This is a genomic window from Brevundimonas sp. PWP3-1b1, from assembly GCF_049896065.1.
GTDB lineage: Bacteria > Pseudomonadota > Alphaproteobacteria > Caulobacterales > Caulobacteraceae > Brevundimonas > Brevundimonas intermedia_B.
Map to the genome: position 1 here is coordinate 136,854 of NZ_JAFCTO010000002.1, position 17,668 is coordinate 154,521.

At 68.7% G+C, this 17,668-nt stretch carries 16 protein-coding genes and 1 other RNA gene; 2 read left to right on the forward strand and 15 right to left on the reverse strand.

From position 1 onward, the window contains the following. Positions 1-110: 110 nt before the first annotated feature. From ACP69V_RS12450 to rnpB, 12 genes are all read right to left on the reverse strand, one after another. Positions 111-1,247, reverse strand: coding sequence for a mechanosensitive ion channel family protein (locus ACP69V_RS12450; protein ID WP_426024167.1), 1,137 nt, complete (start codon positions 1,245-1,247; stop codon positions 111-113). Positions 1,248-1,439: 192 nt separating this feature from the next. After that, positions 1,440-2,528: an undecaprenyldiphospho-muramoylpentapeptide beta-N-acetylglucosaminyltransferase gene (murG, locus tag ACP69V_RS12455; protein WP_426024168.1), complete on the reverse strand. Its 1,089-nt coding sequence runs from the start codon at positions 2,526-2,528 to the stop codon at positions 1,440-1,442. A 411-nt stretch (positions 2,529-2,939) separates the two neighbouring features. Then, on the reverse strand, positions 2,940-4,118 hold the full coding sequence (locus tag ACP69V_RS12460) for an FtsW/RodA/SpoVE family cell cycle protein (protein WP_426024169.1): 1,179 nt from the start codon (positions 4,116-4,118) through the stop codon (positions 2,940-2,942). Further along, entirely contained in the window at positions 4,115-5,626 is a 1,512-nt protein-coding gene (gene murD / locus ACP69V_RS12465; protein ID WP_426024170.1) for a UDP-N-acetylmuramoyl-L-alanine--D-glutamate ligase, read from the reverse strand. The genes ACP69V_RS12460 and murD overlap by 4 nt, the downstream gene beginning before the upstream one ends. Before the next feature lie 4 nt (positions 5,627-5,630). Further along, a complete protein-coding gene (mraY, locus tag ACP69V_RS12470) occupies positions 5,631-6,740 on the reverse strand; it encodes a phospho-N-acetylmuramoyl-pentapeptide-transferase (protein WP_426018111.1) in 1,110 nt (369 codons plus the stop codon). Between the two features lie 9 nt (positions 6,741-6,749). Continuing rightward, positions 6,750-8,168, reverse strand: coding sequence for a UDP-N-acetylmuramoyl-tripeptide--D-alanyl-D-alanine ligase (locus tag ACP69V_RS12475; RefSeq protein ID WP_426024171.1), 1,419 nt, complete (start codon positions 8,166-8,168; stop codon positions 6,750-6,752). Next, positions 8,161-9,636 (reverse strand): UDP-N-acetylmuramoyl-L-alanyl-D-glutamate--2,6-diaminopimelate ligase, encoded by a 1,476-nt coding sequence (locus tag ACP69V_RS12480; RefSeq protein WP_426024172.1) that lies wholly within the window; start codon positions 9,634-9,636, stop codon positions 8,161-8,163. Before ACP69V_RS12480 ends, ACP69V_RS12475 begins: the two co-directional genes overlap by 8 nt. Next, positions 9,633-11,405 carry a peptidoglycan D,D-transpeptidase FtsI family protein gene (locus tag ACP69V_RS12485; protein WP_426024173.1) on the reverse strand — a complete coding sequence of 591 codons (1,773 nt, stop codon included), beginning with the start codon at positions 11,403-11,405 and terminating at the stop codon, positions 9,633-9,635. The genes ACP69V_RS12480 and ACP69V_RS12485 overlap by 4 nt, the downstream gene beginning before the upstream one ends. Then, a complete protein-coding gene (gene ftsL / locus ACP69V_RS12490) occupies positions 11,402-11,851 on the reverse strand; it encodes a cell division protein FtsL (RefSeq protein ID WP_426024174.1) in 450 nt (149 codons plus the stop codon). Before ftsL ends, ACP69V_RS12485 begins: the two co-directional genes overlap by 4 nt. Next, positions 11,848-12,828 (reverse strand): 16S rRNA (cytosine(1402)-N(4))-methyltransferase RsmH, encoded by a 981-nt coding sequence (gene rsmH, locus ACP69V_RS12495; RefSeq protein WP_426024175.1) that lies wholly within the window; start codon positions 12,826-12,828, stop codon positions 11,848-11,850. The genes ftsL and rsmH overlap by 4 nt, the downstream gene beginning before the upstream one ends. Continuing rightward, positions 12,825-13,301, reverse strand: coding sequence for a division/cell wall cluster transcriptional repressor MraZ (locus tag ACP69V_RS12500; RefSeq protein WP_159849624.1), 477 nt, complete (start codon positions 13,299-13,301; stop codon positions 12,825-12,827). The genes rsmH and ACP69V_RS12500 overlap by 4 nt, the downstream gene beginning before the upstream one ends. Positions 13,302-13,715: 414 nt before the next feature. Continuing rightward, an RNA gene (gene rnpB / locus ACP69V_RS12505) (RNase P RNA component class A) lies at positions 13,716-14,095 on the reverse strand. 78 nt (positions 14,096-14,173) lie between these two features. Between rnpB and ACP69V_RS12510 the strand changes: the two genes are divergently transcribed. Both ACP69V_RS12510 and ACP69V_RS12515 read left to right on the forward strand, forming a co-directional pair. Then, positions 14,174-14,371 carry a hypothetical protein gene (locus tag ACP69V_RS12510; RefSeq protein ID WP_426024176.1) on the forward strand — a complete coding sequence of 66 codons (198 nt, stop codon included), beginning with the start codon at positions 14,174-14,176 and terminating at the stop codon, positions 14,369-14,371. Then, positions 14,372-14,668: a type II toxin-antitoxin system RelE/ParE family toxin gene (locus ACP69V_RS12515; protein WP_426024177.1), complete on the forward strand. Its 297-nt coding sequence runs from the start codon at positions 14,372-14,374 to the stop codon at positions 14,666-14,668. Here the strand turns inward: ACP69V_RS12515 and ACP69V_RS12520 are convergent. From ACP69V_RS12520 to sppA, 3 genes are all read right to left on the reverse strand, one after another. Beyond that, the gene (locus ACP69V_RS12520) at positions 14,665-15,426 is read right to left on the reverse strand and encodes an N-acetylmuramoyl-L-alanine amidase (RefSeq protein ID WP_426024178.1); all 762 of its coding nucleotides are present in this window, start codon (positions 15,424-15,426) and stop codon (positions 14,665-14,667) included. The two genes, ACP69V_RS12515 and ACP69V_RS12520, sit on opposite strands and share 4 nt — an antisense overlap. Positions 15,427-15,439: 13 nt before the next feature. Then, on the reverse strand, positions 15,440-15,763 hold the full coding sequence (locus ACP69V_RS12525) for a hypothetical protein (protein WP_426024179.1): 324 nt from the start codon (positions 15,761-15,763) through the stop codon (positions 15,440-15,442). Positions 15,764-15,868: 105 nt separating this feature from the next. Beyond that, positions 15,869-17,647 carry a signal peptide peptidase SppA gene (gene sppA / locus ACP69V_RS12530; RefSeq protein ID WP_426024180.1) on the reverse strand — a complete coding sequence of 593 codons (1,779 nt, stop codon included), beginning with the start codon at positions 17,645-17,647 and terminating at the stop codon, positions 15,869-15,871. Positions 17,648-17,668: the final 21 nt, after the last annotated feature.

The following is a 17,668-nucleotide window of genomic DNA, read 5'->3' on the forward strand; positions in this document are numbered from 1 at the left end:
GGGTCGTCGCGCAGCGACGGGGTGGGAGCGGCCCGGCAGGGACGCAACTGCGTGATGCAAGACAGGTCAGTGGGACGTCGCCCTGCCCTCCCCACCCGGCTTCGCTCCGCTCAGCCACCCTCCCCGGAACGGGGAGGGAGAGATGCAGACCTCTCCTCGCCCTGCGGCCACTCGATGCGGTCGCGCGGCAGGGCTTCGCGGCATTGGTCCCGCATGAAGGCCATCAGCTTCTCACGAATTTCGCAGCGCAGGTCGAAGGCGACCGGCGCGGACCGCGCGCTGGCCAGGCAGCGGACCTGGAGCACCCGTTCGGTGATGTCGGTCACCTGCATCACCTGGACGTCGCCGTCCCACAGTTTGGACGACTTCACGATCCCCTCGAACGCCTCGCGCAGCCGGTCGATCGGGGCCTCGTAATCGACGTAGAAGAAGGCCGTGCCGATCAGGCGGGCGTTCTCGCGCGTCCAGTTCTGGAAGGGCGTAGAGATGAAGTAGGACAGGGGCAGGACCATGCGGCGCCAGTCCCACAGCTTGACCACCACATAGGTCGCGGTGATCTCCTCGACATTGCCCCACTCGTTCTCGACGATGACGGCGTCGTCCAGGCGGATCGGCTGAGTCAGGGCGATCTGGATGCCGGCGACCATGTTGGTCAGGATCGGCTGTAGCGCCAGACCGGCGATGATGCCGACCACCCCAGCCGAAGCCAGCAGGCTGACGCCCCACTGGCGGAAGCCGGCGATGGTCATCAGGGCCAGGCCGACGGTGACGATGAACAGCACCACCTTGGCCACCCGCTGCAGGATACGGGTCTGGGTCAGGTGTTTCCTGGCCAGCAGATTGTCTTCGACGGCGACATTGTACCGCTTGAGGTGCATCACCGACCACATGTCGAGCACCCCCGAGGCCAGCCAGCCCAGGGTCAGGACGAACAGGAACTGCAGGACGTTGCGGATGTCCTGGGACGGGCCGGGGTCCATGGGCGAGACGGTCACGCCGATGCCGACGCCGATGATGATGATCAGGACGCGCAGCTTGGTGCGGGCGCGTTCGACGATGCCGCGCCAGAAGACGTCCTTGTTCTTCACGACGCGGCGCAGGATGGCGAAGGCGATCTTGTGCGTCAGCCAGCCGCCGCCGACGAACACCAGAAGAACCAGACCGATGACCGCCCATTCGGGCAGCCAGTCGAACCGATGCCACAGGTCTCGGATCTGGCGGGTGACGGCGATGATTTCGGGAGGCATGGGCTTCCTAACGCATCAGGTCCGAGAGGGTTGAGGTCTCCTCCCTATCGCGAAGCGATGGGGAGGTGGCGCGGCGCATCTTGCGCCGTGACGGAGGGGTTCTGCACCGCATCGCAGGCGCCTGTGGCGCTTCAAGAGCCCCTCCACCGCTACGCGGTCCCCCTCCCCATTTCATGGGGAGGAGACGAGATGTCACCGCCCCGCCGTCGCCTCGACCAATTCGGCCAGGCGCTGGGCGGCGTCGGGGATGGCGACGGAGCGGGCGGCGGCGGACATGGCGGACAGACGGGCGGGGTCTGACAGGACGGCGTTCAGGACAGCGGCGAGACGTTCGACGGTCAGGTCGTCTTCCAGAATGACCTCGGCCGCGCCGGCGTCGGTCAGGGCCCTGGCGTTCAGGCGCTGGTGGTCGTCGGTGGCGATCTTGAGCGGGATCAGGACGGACGGCAGGGCCGCGACCGCCAGTTCGGCGCAGGTCGAGGCGCCGGAACGGCCCACCACCAGATGCGCCCGGGACAGCCGCTCGGCCATGTCGCGGAAGAAGGGGGCGACCTCGGCCTCGATCCCGGCCTCCAGATAGATCTGCTGCGCGACCTCCAGCGTCTCGGGTCGCGACTGCTGCTGCACCTTCAGGCGACGACGAAGGGCCTCGGGCAATGCGGCCAAAGCGTGAGGCGTGGTTTCGGACAGGATGCGCGCGCCCTGGCTGCCGCCGGTCACCAACACATGGATGGGTGCGTCGTCGGCGGGGACGACATAGGGGCGGTCGAACAGGGCGCGGATTTCGGCGCGCACCGGCGAGCCGACGACGTGCGAGCGGCCCTGAACCTTGGCCGGCGCCCGCTCCAGCGTCGGGAAGGACGAGGCGACCTGACCGACATAGGGGGCCAGGATGCGGTTGGTGCGGCCCAGGACCGCGTTCTGTTCATGGATCACGGTCGGCCGCTGGGACGTGACGGCGGCGACCAGGGCCGGCGCCGACGGATACCCCCCAAACCCCACGACCACGTCGGCGCCCAGACGGTCGAAGGCCGTGCGCGCCTGGACCACGCCCTTGAAGATCGCGACGCCCGCCTTGATCAGGCCCACCGGCCCGGAGCCGGTGGCGGCGTCCAGCGCCAGCCGTTCCTCGGCCGGAAAGGCGTGGGCGTATTGCTCGCCGCGATGATCGGTCGCCAGCACCACGCGCCAGCCGCGCGCCGCCATCTCGCGCGCCAGGGCCTCGGCCGGGAACATATGGCCGCCGGTGCCGCCGGCGGCGACGACGCAGAGCTTGGTCATGGGGCGGGCTCCGAAAAAGAGGGTCTGAATAGTGCAATTCGTCTGAAATTCAGACGGCGGGAGCGCGAAAAACACCGTCTGAATAGTGCAATTCGTCTGAAATCCGTGGCGGGCGGGTGGGGTCGAGGATGAGGCGGCGACAGGATCGCACGGTTTTGGGGTGTGGGCAGGAGAAAGCGGCTGGTCGGTGCTAAGCGGTTAAGATCGTTCGTCTGTTTGTTCTGAAGAACGCCACACGCCCCCTCCTTTCGTCATCCTCCGGCGAGCGTAGCGAGACCGGGGGACCCAGCGGCGCGCGTTAGCGCGAACCTGTCGCGTCTCAATCTGCGAAATCGTGCAGCGGACGCATCGCCTTCGGCGCCGCTGGGTCCCCCGGTTCCGCTTCGCGGCCCGGAGGATGACGAAAGCAAACTACAGCAACCGCCGGCGTCGTCCCGGCAGGCTGGCGCCGGGTTCGTAGGCGCCGGGGCGGCGGCGGGTCAGGGCGAGGGCGAAGCCCATGGTCAGGCCCATGGCCAGCATGGAGGAGCCGCCGTAGCTGATGAAGGGCAGGGTCATGCCCTTGGTCGGGATCAGATTCAGGTTCACCGCCACATTGATGCAGGCCTGAAGCCCGATCAGCATGAACAGGCCCGCCGCCGCCGTCTGTTCGAACGGGTCGGTCAGCTTCATCGCCCGGCGCATGCCCCGGATGACGATGAAGGCGTAGAGGCCGATCATCATCAGGCTGAGGATCAGGCCGAACTCCTCGGCGCCGACGGAATAGATGAAGTCGGTATGCAGGTCGGGCACGCGGCGCTTCATCACGCCCTCGCCGATGCCGCGGCCCAGCAGCCCGCCGGCGCGAATGGCCTCGGACGCGCTGTCGATCTGGTGGGTGTCGGTGGTCTCGGGCGAGAAGAAGCGGCTGAGGCGGTCGCGCATATGGCCGAAGACGAAATACAGAGACACCAGCCCCGCCATGCCCGCGCTGGCCAGGACCGCCATCCACTTGAACGGCACCCCCGCCATGAAGAAGACGGCCATGAAGGTGGTGGTGATCAGAAGCGTCTGGCCGATGTCGGGCTGGATCAGCAAAAGGGAGACCGTCAGGGCGTAGAAACCAAACGCTATGGTGACGCCGGGCACCCCCTGCCCCTTCTGCGCCTCGGCGAACATCCAGGCGGCGAAGACGATCAGGCCGGGCTTGGCGAACTCGGACGGCTGCAGGCTGAAGGGGCCGAAGTTCACCCAGCGGGCGGCCCCCTTCACCGTATCGCCGATGAACGGCAGGGCCATCATCACCAGGATGGCGCCGAACAGGGCCAGGACGGCGATGCGGCGCACCCCGCGCGGGGACAGCAGCGAGCTGGTCAGCATCAGGCCCAGGCCCGCGCCCGAGAAGACCATCATCCGCCAGGAATAGTGGAAGGGGTCGGTGATCGATTCATCGGCGAGGATGGCGGCGGGACTGGAGGCGAAGCTGAGCGCCACGCCCAGGCCCATCAGCGCCAGCGCCGCGCCCAGCAAGCCGCGATCCACGGTCCAGAACCACTGGGCGACGTGGCTCTGGTCGTTGCGCGAGAAGGCGGGGGTGTAGGGGGCGCTCATGACGCGGTTTCCGGGACGGCCCCGAGGGCCAGGACGGCGGCGCGGAAGGCTTCGCCCCGCGCCTCGAAGTCGGGATACTGGTCGAAGCTGGCGCAAGCGGGGGACAGGAGGACGATCTGGTCGCCGCCTGCTGCGGCCGCATCGGATGCGGCGGCGGCCACGGCGGCGGCCAGGGTTCGGGCGATGACGTGAGGGGTGTCGGCCAGGGTGGCGGCGAAGGCGTCGGCCGCCTCTCCGATCAGATAGGCCCTGGTCACGCGCGGGAAGAGGTCGGCCAGATCGTCTATGCCGCCGGCCTTTGGCACGCCGCCCGCGATCCAGAAGACGGAGGGGTAGGAGGACAGGGCCTGACGCGCGGCGTCGGCGTTGGTGGCCTTGGAATCGTTGATGAAGCGGACGGGGCCGAGGCGGCCGACGGCCTCCATGCGGTGGGCCAGGCCAGGGAAGGACAGTAGGCCGGCGACGGCGGCGTCGTGGGAGACGCTCAGGGCGCGGGCGGTGGCATAGGCGAAGGCGGCGTTCTGAGCGTTGTGACGGCCGGGCAGCGAGCGGGCGGCGGTGAGGTCTGCGATCGGTTCGCCGTTCTTCAGAACCGCGCCGGGCTGCGCGATATATCCTTCTCCCCTCGGGGGAGAAGGTGGGCCCGAAGGGCTCGGATGAGGGGGTTCTGTCCGCCTCTGGATGGTGAAGGGGAGACTGCGTCTGGCAGCCCCCTCATCCGTCTCGCTCCGCGAGCCACCTTCTCCCCCGAGGGGAGAAGGATTTGTGGAGATGGCGATCACACGCTGGGACAGTCGGGATGCAATCCCCTGCCCCCAGCTTTCATCCACGCCGACCAGAGCCACCGCATCCGATCCCTGGGCCGCGAAGATCCGCGCCTTGGCCGCGACATAGCCCTCCATGCCGCCGTGGCGGTCCAGGTGGTCGGGCGAGATGTTGGTCAGGATGGCGACATCGGGGGCGAAGGTGGTGGTCAGGTCCAGTTGATAGCTGGAGACCTCGATCACATAGACGGCGTCGGGCGTCGGGGCCGGCAGGGCCAGGACGCCGATGCCGATATTGCCGCCGACATGGACCGTCAGACCGGCCGACTTCAGCACCCAGCCGATCAGGGCGGTGGTGGTGGACTTGCCGTTGGTGCCGGTGATGGCGACGACGCGGGGGCGCTGGTCCTTCGGCAGGGCGGCGATGGCGCGGGCGAACAGTTCGACGTCGCCTATGACGGGCACGCCGGCCTCGCGCGCCTTGTCCACGCTCCAGTGCGGTTTGGGATGAGTCAGGGGCGCGCCGGGCGACAGGACCAGGGCGGAGAAGCCCGACCAGTCGGCCGTGGTCAGGTCTTCGACCGCGAAGCCTTCGGCCTGGGCCTGCATCCGGCCCGAGACGCCGTCGTCCCACAGGATGGGGATCGCGCCCCCGGCCTGGAGCGCGCGCGCGGCCGTGATCCCCGACCGTCCCAGGCCGAAGACCGCGACCCGCCTGCCCTCGAAACCGGGAACGGGGATCATCGGATCAGCGCAGCTTCAGCGTGGACAGGCCCAGCAAGGCCAGGGCGCCGGCGATGATCCAGAAGCGGATGACGACGGTGGATTCCGGCCAGCCCATCTTCTCGAAATGGTGGTGGACCGGCGCCATCAGGAAGATGCGTTTCTTCGTCAGCTTGTAATAGCCGACCTGGATCATGACCGAGGCGGCCTCGGCGACGAACAGGCCGCCGACGATGCCCAGCACCAGCTCGTGCTTGGTGGTGACGGCGATGGCGCCCAGGGCGCCGCCCAGGGCCAGCGAGCCGGTGTCGCCCATGAAGATCTTGGCCGGGGGGGCGTTGTACCAGAGGAAGCCCGCGCCCCCGCCGATCATGGCCGCGCAGAAGATGGCCAGCTCCCCCGCGCCGGGCACATGGTGAACCTGAAGATACTGGGCGAAGACGAAGTTGCCGGCGAGGTAGGAGATCACCCCGAAGGCGCCGGCCGCCATCATCACCGGCACGGTGGCCAGGCCGTCCAGCCCGTCGGTCAGGTTCACCGCATTGGAGAAGCCGACGATGGTGAAGGCGGCGAACGCCACATAGAACCAGCCGATGTTCAGCAGCACGGCCTTGAAGAACGGAAACGCGATCGAGGTCTCAAGCCCCGGCGAGGTCGGCGACACCGTCATCCACAGCACGGTCAGGACGCCGGCGACGACGGCGACGACCGTCTGGGCCAGCAGCTTCTGTTTCGACGTCAGGCCGGCCGAGGTCTGTTTGGTCACCTTGGCGTAGTCGTCGATGAAGCCCAGCACGCCGAAGGCCGCCGTCACGAAACTGACGATCCAGATGTAGGGATTGGTCAGGTCGCCCCAGAGGAAGACCGCCACGCCGATGCCGGCCAGGATCATCAGGCCGCCCATGGTGGGGGTGCCGACCTTGGACAGGTGAGATACGGGGCCGTCGTCGCGGATCGGCTGGCCCCGGCCCTGTTTGGTGCGGATCCAGTTGATGAAGCGGCTGCCCATGGCGACGGCGACGATCATGGCCGTGGCCATGGCCAGGGCGACGCGCACGGTCTGGTACTGGACCAGGTTCAGCAGCGGATACTGGTCCGCCACGTCGGCGTAATAGAGGTACAGAAGATAGAACATTTCGGTTCCCTATCGCGTCGCGGGCGGCGTGTCGCGGCCTTGCAGATCGGTCAACGCCCTTGCGACCAGCGACGCCTTGGACCCGTTCGAGCCCTTGACCATGACGACGTCGCCGGGCGCCACCAGCAAGGCCGCCTCGGCCGCCAGTTCCGCCGCCGTCGCACGCCAGACGCCACGTCGCGAGACCGGCAGGGCGTCATAGAGCCAGCGCATCTCGGGACCGGCGACGTGGACCAGATCGAGGCCTGCGGCGTCGATGGGGCCGGCGAGGCCTTCGTGCAGGTCGCGGCTCTGGTCGCCCAGCTCCAGCATGTCGGTCAGCACCACGACACGGCGGCCCGAGACGCTGCGGGCGCCCAGGGTCTTGAACCCGGCGGCCATGGACAGCGGATTGGCGTTGTAGCTTTCGTCGATCAGGGTGAAGGCGCCGTCGGCCAGGGTGACGGTGCGGGTCTGGCCGCGTCCCGCCAGAGGCTGAAACCCCGCCAGAGCCTCAAGACCCGTGTCCAACGACACGTCCAGCGCGTCGAGCATCAGCAGGACGCACAGGCTGTTCAGGCCCCAGTGGGCGCCGGACTGGGCCAGGCGATAGTCGATCTGCTGCCCGAACAGTTCGGCGGCGACTGAGGCGCCCTCCGCGTCCGCACGGAAGTCCAGCAGGCGGGCGTCGTGGCCGGCGTCCGAGCCGAAGGTCAGCAGACGTGCGCCAACGGCCTGGGCCGCATCGCGCAGCACGGCGGAGAAGGCCACGTCGCCGTTCGCCACGGCCGCGCCGCCGGGAACCAGGCCCTGAAAGATTGACGCCTTCTCGCGCGCGACGCCGGCCTCGCCGTCGGCGAAGGCTTCGATATGGACCGGGCCGACGGTGGTGACGCAGGCGGCGTGGGGGGCGACGAAGCGTGACAGGGGCGCGATCTCGCCGGGCGCATTCATGCCGATCTCGAAGACGGCGCGCCGGGTCTCGACCGGCATCCGGGCCAGGGTCAGCGGCACGCCGATGTGGTTGTTATAGCTCTTTATCGAGCCATGTGCGGAGCCGGCGAGGTCCAGGCCGGCCTTGATGGCCTGGGTGACGCTGGTCTTGCCGACGCTGCCGGTGACGGCGCCGCGCTTCACATGGGGCGCGCGCTCGCGGGCGGCGACGCCCAGGGCTTCGAGGCCGTGCAGCGTGTCGGGAACGACGACATAGGAACCGCCCTCGACCGGATGTTCGACCAGGGCGGTCGCGGCGCCGGCGGCGAAGGCGCTGGCGGCGAACTGATGCCCGTCGCGTTCGCCCTTCAGCGCCAAAAACAGGTCGCCGGGGACGATCTCGCGGCTGTTGTAGGTCACGCCCGTGATCGGGCGGTCGTCGCCGTGCAGCACGCCGCCCGTGGCGGCGGCGACTTCGGCGGCCGTCCAGAGCGGGCGGGCGGTGGGTTCAGGCATGAAGAGACAGGGCCTCGGACGCGACGGTGGCGTCGTCGAAGGGGTGGGTCACGCCCGCGACGATCTGACCCTGTTCATGCCCTTTTCCGGCGATGACCACCACATCCCCGTCACGCATCATTTCGACGGCGGCTTCGATGGCGGCGCGGCGATCGCCGATCTCGATGGCGTCGGCGCAGCCGGCGCGGACCTGGGCGCGGATGGCGGCGGGATCTTCCGAACGCGGATTGTCGTCGGTGACGATGGCGACGTCGGCTAACCGCCCGGCGATGGCGCCCATCAGGGGCCGCTTGCCGCGATCCCGGTCGCCGCCGGCGCCGAAGACGACGATCAATCGGCCGGTCGCGTGGGGACGAAGCGCGTTCAGCACCGTCTCCAGCCCGTCGGGGGTGTGGGCGTAGTCGACATAGACCTCGCCGCGCTCTCTGGCTTCTTGGCCGATCTCGGCGCCGCCGATGCGTTGCAGGCGGCCCTGAGCGCCCGTCAGGCCCTCCAGCGCGCCGATCACGGCGTCGGCGGGATCACCGGCCGCGATGCACAGACCCGCCGCCACCAGGGCGTTCGAGGCCTGGAAGGCGCCGGCCAGCGGCAGCAGGATCTCATGCACCTGGCCGCGCACGTCCAGGGTCAGGCGCTGGCCCTCCGGCGTCGCGCGACGGCCGATCAGGGCCAGGTCGCGCCCGCGCTCGCCCACGCCCATCACGCCCAGGCCCGCCATGATCGAGGCCGAAGCGAAGGCGGAATAGGCATCGGAATCGGCGTTCAGAACGGCGGTGCGGCCGCGCGGCAGCAGGGCCTCGAACAGGCGCATCTTGGCGGCGCGATAGTCGTCCATCGTGCCGTGATAATCGAGGTGGTCCTGGGTCAGGTTGGTGAAGGCGGCCGCCTTCAGCGCCACCCCGTCCAGACGGCGCTGGTCGATGCCGTGCGACGACGCCTCCAGCGCGACATGGGTCACGTCCTTGGCGGCCAGTTCGGCCATCAGGCGCGCGGCCTCGGCGGCGTCGGGGCTGGTCAGGCCGGGGCCGGTCAGGGCGTAGGTCTTGGCGCCCTTCTGGCCGATGACGCCCAGGGTGCCCATGCTGGCCGACTTGTGGCCGACGCCGGCCCATATCTGGCGGCAGAAGGTGGCGACCGAGGTCTTGCCGTTGGTGCCGGTGACGGCGACGCAGGTCTTGGGCTGGACGCCGTAGAAGCCGCGCGCGGCGATGGCGTAGGCGCGGCGCACGTCGCCCGAGGTGACCAGGACCGGCGCCGCGCCGTCGGGCGTATCGGTCGGGGCCAGGACCGCAGCGGCTCCTTGCGCCAAGGCTTGCGGGATGAAGGCGCGGCCGTCGGCGGCCGTGCCCGGCAGGGCGACGAACAGGGCGCCGGGAGCGACCTTGCGGCTGTCAGCGGTCACGCCGGTGATGATGGGGTCCGAGGACACGTCGCGTCGCAGCAGGTCGGACAGGTGAAGGGCGCTCACAGGCCGTCCCCCGCCACGTCCTGATATTCCGGCACTTTTTCGCCCAGGGCCGTGCGCCAGCGATCCTCGCGGCGTTCGACGCCCAGGAAGCCGGCGATGCGGTCGGCGATGTTCTTAACGGCGGGCGCGGCGACATAGGCGCCGGTCTTGGGATAGGCGCCCGGCTCGTCCATCACGATCAGGATGGCGTAGCGTTTGCCGTTCAGCGGACCATCGACGGGGAAGACCGCTGCGAAGGAGCCCAGAGCGTGGCTGGGATCGTAACGACCGTTGACCAGCTTGTTGGCCGAACCGGTCTTGCCCCCGACCCGCAGGCCCGGCGCGTCGGCGAACCCGCCCGAACCCTTGACGACGTTGCGACGCAACAGGTCCAGGATGGTGCGCGAGGTTTCCTCGGTCACGACCTGCTGGGGCTGGGCGCCGCGCGCGCCGCCCTTGCGCAGGGACAGCGGGATCATCCGCCCGCCATTGGTCAGGGCGCCCATGGCCTGAACCATCTGGGCCGGGGTGATCATGATGCCGTAGCCGAACGACAGGGACGCCAGGGTCGAGTTGTCCCAGCGGCGCGGCACGACCGGCTTGGCCGATTCCTTCAGCTCGATGGTCGAGGCTTCCAGCAGGCCCAGGCGGCGGAAATAGTCCCGCATCGTGTCCGGCCCCATCTGCACCGCCAGTTGCGAGGTGCCGATGTTGGAGGAGTGCAGATAGACTTCCTCCAGGGTCATCACGCGGTTCTGGGCGTGGAAGTCCTTGATCTTGCGGTCGCCGATCTGGAAGGCCTGAGAGGCGTCGAACAGGGTGTTCATGTCCGCGCGGCCAGTGTCGAGGCCGGCGGCGACGGTGAAGGTCTTGAACACCGAACCCATCTCGTAGTGGCCCGAGACGGCGCGGTTCAACGTCGCGCCATCGGGCGCGGCGTTGCGGTCGGCGGAGTTGAAGGTCGGCCAGCTGGCCATGCCCAGGACCTCGCCGGTCTGGACGTCGGTGACGATGCCGACGGCGCCCTTGGCCTGGGCCTTGATGGCGGCGGCGGCCAGTTCGTTTTCCAGCACGCCCTGGACGCGCAGGTCGATGGACAGGGGGAAGCTTTCGCCCCGCTGGCCCGCCGCGCGGATCTCGTCGTTGAAGGCCAGTTCGGCGCCCGAGACGCCCCGCCCGCCCGTGTCGGCGTCGCCGATCAGGTGAACGGCCGAGGTTCCCAGCGGATAGGCGCGGCGGTCTTCGGGTTCGAACGTGACCCCGCCCAGGGCCAGGTCGTGGACGGCGGCCTTTTCCTGGGGCGTCAGACCGGTCAGGGCGATCAGACGACGATCGCTGGCCAGAACCCGCTTCAGACGCTCGCTGGAAATGCGTGGCACGGCGCGGCGAAGCTGGCGATAGGCCAGGTCGCGATCCCAGATCTGGGCCGGGTCCAGATAGAGGCCGTAGTGGATGATGTTGGTGGCCAGCAGTTCGCCGTTGCGATCCGTCAGGTCGCCGCGCACCAGGGCGTTCGGATTGACGCCCGATCCACGCCCGTTCGCCTCTGCGAACAGGGCCTTGTACGAGGCGCCGACGGCCAGGGCGCCGAAGACGCAGGAAAAGACGATCAGGATCAGGAAGATGCGGACGCGGGTGTCCTCTTCCGGCCGGGCGTCGGCGCGGGCGCGCTCGAACCCGTGCTCCAGACGCCAAATCAGTTCCGACAGCCAGCGCCAGAAGGGCGACAGGCGGCCCTGAAGATCGACGCCCGGCGCGGGGCGGTGATAGCGGTGGTCCTGAACGCTCATTGCGCCGGCTCCGGCGCGGGTGCGGCGTCTTCCGCGATGGCGGGGGTCGCAGCGGGGGCGACGGCGGGGGTCGCGGCTGCGGTCGAGGCGGGGGCCGGCACGGGCTTCAGCTCGGTCAGCTGGGCTTCCTTGGCCTGACGATGCACGTCCACCGGCGCCATGCCGATCTGGCGCGACAGGGCCTCCAGACGCGCGGGCTGTTCCAGGCGGGCGACCTCGGCGCGCAGCAGGCGGACCCGCTGCCCGTTCTCGCGGATGTCCTGCTCCAGCTGGGCGATGCGGCTGCTCTCGCGCGCCGCCGCCGCCTTGGCCGCATAGACCGACACGATCATGATCGCGACCAGGGCGACGCCAATGATCTCGATCCAGCGCACGCCGCGCACCTTCCAGTCGAACAGGCGCTGAAGGGCGGTGCGGGAATAGGTGAAGAAGGGCGCCGTGGTCATGCCGCCGCTCCCCCACCGATCTTGCCCCAGGCCGGGGCGTCGGTGCGAACGGCGGCGCGCAGCTTGGCCGAACGGGCGCGGGGATTGATCGAACGCTCTTCGTCGCCCGCCTCGCGCGCGCCCTTGAACTGAAGCGTGAAGCTGGGCTTGCGCGGATCGACGGCCATGGGGGCGTGACGCGAGCCGGCAGGACTGTTGCCCGTGCGCTCGGTCATGAAGGCCTTGACGATCCGGTCTTCCAGCGAATGGAAGGTGACGACGGCCAGACGCCCGCCGGGGGCCAGGGCCGCCTCGGCCGCCTCCAGCCCGCGCTCCAGCTCGCCCAGTTCGTCGTTCACCGCGATGCGCAGGGCCTGGAAGACCCGCGTCGCCGGATGGATCGGCGCGCCGCGACGGCCGCCCAGGGCCTTTTCGACCACCTCGGCCAGGTCCAGGGTGCGGTCGAAGGGTCGCTCGACGCGGCGGCGCAGGATGGCGGTGGCGACGCGGCCCGACTGACGCTCTTCGCCATACAGTTTGAAGATATGGGCCAGGGGGCCGTGATCCCAGCCGTTGACGATGTCGGCGGCGGTCGCCCCGTCGTCGGACATCCGCATGTCCAGCGGCCCGTCACGCATGAAGGAGAAGCCGCGCTCGGCCTGGTCCAGCTGCATCGACGAGACGCCGATGTCGAAGACGGCGCCGTCCAGCCTGGCCTTGCCGCTGTCGGCGAAGGCTTGGGCCAGACCCGAGAAGGGGGTGCGGATCAGCTGGAACTGGCCGGGGAAATCATTGGCGACGGCGTCGGCGTGCGGCTGGACCGTCGGGTCGCGATCCAGGCCGATGACCTGGGCGCCGGTCTTCAGGATGGCGCGGGTGTAGCCGCCGGCGCCGAAGGTGGCGTCGATCACCACGTCGCCGGGCGCGGGCGCCAGGGCCTCGATCACCTCGGCCAGCAGGACGGGGGCGTGGGGCGCAATGGTGGAGGCGTCGGTCACGATCCGCCCCCCGCCAGCTTCATCTGGGCCGCCAGCTTCAGGGCGCCGATCTGGGCCATGCCGGCCTTGGCCAGGGCGCGCTGTTCAGCGCGGCGGGCCGCCCATTTCTCGCGCGACCAGATCTGGAAACGGTCGTTCAGGCCGACGATGACGACAGTGTCGTCCAGGCCGGCTTCGTTGCACAGCGCTTCGGGCAGGGTGATGCGGCCGCCGGAATCATAGGCCAGGCGCACCTGCTCGCCCATGACCTGCCACTCCAGCGCCGAACGCTCTTCGGAGCCGAACGGCAAGGCCTCGATCATCTCGGCATAGACGGCGAACAGGCGGTCGCCGCCCGCTTCCAGGCAGTCCGCTTCGATCGAGGGGAAGATGAAGACACCGCCGGCTGCGCCGTTTTCGGTCGTGCGGAAGTCGTTGGGGATAAGGAGACGGCGCTTGCCGTCCAGCTGCTTCTCATAGGTCGAGAGAAACACGCCCTGCCAATCGAACCCTTAGGCCCGTCCCTAGATGCCCTGACGAACGCCCGCCGCGCCCGCCTCTCAGCCCCAAATCATGATTGTGGGATAGCATGGGATCAGATGGGCCTCAATGGGATCGATGCCAAGATTTAACCATGTTTTGACGTGTGACGACTTAAGCACGGTCGAACAGCAGGAACATACACGGAACGGAAGAAGTATTCACAGGCTGTGAAGCGTTCTAACCTTCCTTGAACAGACAATAGGTTAACGACCGCAAACCTGCGGGACAGCTGCCAGAACGATGAAATGCGGGGATAATCCGAACTCGGACCAAGGCGACGCGCGCCGCGGCCGCCGGATCGGCCGGGAGGAACCCCGCCCAACGGGCCTCAAGCAGGCCGAAGGCCGTTAGGCCAAGAAAGAAAGTATGCCAGACGGCCTGTAAGCCGGGTTTTGTTCCGCTCCTAAGAACGGCGACGATCATTCCTCTGGACCGTCCATTGCTGAACGGTTCTCGCGACCTACCCGGACATCTGAGGCGGTGAGCCCCGCGAGGCGAACCCCGCGCGATGTCCCTATTTGGTCTTGCTCCAGGCGGGGCTTGCCATGCCGTCCCTGTTGCCAGGCACGCGGTGGGCTCTTACCCCACCCTTTCACCCTTACCGGCCTCGCAAGGCCGGAGGTTTGCTTTCTGTGGCGCTATCCCTCGGGTCGCCCCGGGCGGAAGTTATCCGCCGCCTTTTCACCGTGGAGCCCGGACTTTCCTCGACGGACGCGAAGTCCGCCGCGACCGCCCAGCCGTCTGGCGCGCGCTAGATGCGCCGCCGCGCCGCCGAGGTCAACCAACGGATGCGGCGGCAGGAGAAATGGGCTATGATCTACTCATGGCTGAACCCGCCTCGAACATCGCCGGTCAGGAAAGCTCGGAGCAGCGTGAGCGCCGCCTGACCTGGGAGCGGGCGCGCATCGCGGAAGCCGACGCGGACATCGCCGATGGGCGCGTCATTTCCGGCGATGAAGCCCTGGAGTGGCTGGATCGCTGGGCGGCCGGAGAAGACCTCGAAGACCCCAGCCTCAGCTGAATGAACGGCCCTTATCAGGTCATCTTCACCGCTCGGGCGCGCGTCGATCTGCTCGCGGTGCGGCGTTGGCTGTATCAGCCCGGCAGCGGCCTGAAGGCGCGCCTGCGATCCGCCCGCATCACTCGCGCCATCGTCGAACTGCAGTTCACGCCGTTCCGATGGCCCGAGGGTCAAACGTCAGGCGTTCGAGAGCGCCCAGTCGAGGGCTATCGCGTCCTGTATCGGATCGACAATGGGGACCGCACCATTTCGATCATCAGGGTCTTCGGCCCCTTCCAGGACCGCGCGGACCTTTAGTTCAGCACGCCCGTGACGCTCTCGGCGCTGGCGAGTTGGAGCAGGCCGACCAGGCGGGCGCGGGTTTCGCCGTCGGCGACGCCGTCGACGCGGGTCGGCCGCCAGTGGCGCTGGAAGGCGCGGACGGCGGTTTCGGTCTCGACGTCATAGTCGCCGCCGGGTTTCAGCCCGTAACCCAGACGATGCAGGCCGGCGCGCAGGACCATGGCGCCGATGCCCTGATCGCCCTTTTGCAGCAGGCCGCCCAGGGCCTGGATCCGTTCGGGGGCCGGTTCGAACCACAGGCCATGACCGGCCTCGGCCAGTTGCTTCCAGGGGAAGAGTTCACCGGGATCTTCCTTGCGCTCAGGCGCCAGGTCGGAATGGGCGATGATGCGGTTGTCGGGGATGGTCCAGCGGCTGCGGATATCGTCGATCAGGGCGATGATTGCCGCGACCTGAACCTCGGGAAAGGCGCGATAGCCGAACTCGTGGCCAGGATTGACGATCTCGATGCCGATGGCGGCGGCGTTGCAGTCGTCCTCGCCCTGCCAGACGCCGCGACCGGCGTGCCAGGCGCGGCGTTCCTCGGGAACCAGATGGAAGATGCGGCCGTCTTCCTCGACCAGATAGTGGGCCGAGACCTTGGCGTCGGGGTCGCGCAGGCGCGCCAGAGCGGCCTCGCCCGTCTGCATGCCCGTATAGTGCAGCACCAGCATGTCGGGCGGCGCACGGCGCGCGTCGAAGTTGGGCGAAGGCGCGTCGATGTAGGCGGTCATGGCAGGCGCCGGCTCAGCGGCCGTTGCGTTCCCAGCCATAGGCGACCCAGGCGCCGTCCACCTTGTGCGCCTCGATCAGCTCGGGATCGCCGTTGCGGCGGCGCGGCGTCATGTTGCGGCGGGTCCGCATGACCAGTCCGACCAGGAAGACCAGCACCCCGGCGAACAGGGCGATCACCGCGACGGCGGCGGCGGTGAAGATGGCCAGCACCGCGCCCACGGCCATGGCGCAGACGGCGGCGACCATGCCGGCGACCCACATGACGGAGGCCACGATCCCATTGGGACGGCGACGGGCGGCGAAACCGATGGTGGCGAGACGTTCAGGCTGGAACATGGATCATCCTTTCAGGCGATCCGAGGAACGCCTGACATGCAATGTCGGTCCATCGGGGCCTGCGGTCAATGGACCGCGACGCACGGTCGCGTGTGTCGCGGTCCCTCAGAAGATCGGCTGGTCGGCCAGGACCACCGCACCTTCGCCGCGCATCCGGTCGCTCTCGACGCGGCGCATCACGGCCTGGGCCTGGGGATCGGCCATGACGCCGCCCAGCATGACCAGGGCCTTGGCCGCCTCGGTCTGGACGCCGAACATTTCCGACAGGGCCTCGAACGGCGACTGCTGCTTGGGGAAATGCTTGAAGCGGACGGCTTCGTTGGACGGGATCTTCGCCAGCTCGCGAGCCTTGTTCACCGCCTCGGTGACGCCGCCCAGCTGATCGACCAGGCCCAGAGGCAGGGCCTGGGCCCCGGTCCAGACGCGGCCCTTGGCGATTTCGCGCACGCGGTCGGGCGACAGTTTGCGGCCCGTCGCCACGCGGGCGATGAAGTCGTCGTAGATCCGGTCCATCGAGCCGGCGAAGGCCGCGCGCTGTTGCGGCGTAAACTCCTGCGTCGGCGAGAAGGCGTCGGCGTACTGGCCGCCCACCGTCAGCTCGCGCATGTCGACGCCGAACCGGCCCAGCGCATCGGCCAGCACGAACTTGCCGCCGAACACGCCGATCGAGCCGGTCAGGGTCGAGGGCTGGGCCACGATCCAGTCGGCCTCCGAACTGACCCAGTAACCGCCCGAGGCGGCATAGGCGCCCATGGAGACCACCACCGGCTTGCCCGCCGCCCGCGCCGCGCGCACGGCGGCCAGGATCTGTTCCGAGGCTTCCGGCGAGCCGCCGGGCGAGGAGACGCGGAAGACGATGGCCTTGACGCTCTTGTCCTCGATGGCGTCGTAGATGGCCTCGGCCGTGTCGTCCGAGTGGATGGACGAACCGCCGCCGAAGCTGCCGCCGCCGCCGCGACCGGTGACGATGGCCCCCTCCCCGCCGACGATGGCGATGGCGTTCTTGCCCGAGCCGGTGCGTTCGCCCTTCTGGCTGGCGTAGTCGCCGAACTCGACGATCTCGGCGCCCTTGCCCGCGCGGGTCTTGATGGCGGCCTCGGCCTCCTCGACCTGGCCGACCTTGTCGATCAGGCGGTTGGCCAGGGCCTGGGGCGCCGAATAGGGGCCGGCCTCTATGATGGTCTTCAGCGCCGGCGCGGTCGTCTTGCGGTCCCTGGCGGCGTTGGCCAGGGCGCTGTCGTAGATCGACGTCATCCAGGCGGTCATCGCCTCGCGGTGCGGGCCGGTATAGTCGCTCTGGGTGTATTCGTTGACGGCGTTCTTATACTCATAGCGTTGTTCGAAGTCGGGTTTGACGCCGTATTTCTCGAAGGCGCGACCCAGGAACAGGCTGTCGGCCGAGAAGCCCGTGGCCTGGAAGCCGGCGGTGTTCTGCATCCACAGTTCGGACGCCGAGGCCCCGACCATATAGGTGGACATCACCGCGCCGACGGGCGCGAAGCCCTGGCTGTGGGCGATGACCGGCTTGCCGGAGTTGCGGAAGCGGTGGATGGCCTGGCGCAGTTCGTCGGCGGTCGCGGGCGTCATGCCGCTTTCCGGCAGGCGGATCAGCAGGGCCTTGACGCTGTTGTCGCCCTGGGCCTGATGCAGGCCGTCCACGACCTGGGTCAGGGCCAGGCCCGAACCGCCGAAGGCGGCGAACGGATTGGACGACGGCTGGTCGCTGATCCCCTCGCGCAGATCCAGTTCCAGCACGGTGTTCGCCGGGGTCGTCGGCTTGGACGAGGAGGCGATGGCGACGGTCAGCAGCACCACGGGAATGACGACGAGGAAGAGGATCAACCCGGTGAAGACACCAAGGACCGTCAGGAAGAATTGCTTCATCGGTGGGGAAACGCGCGCTCG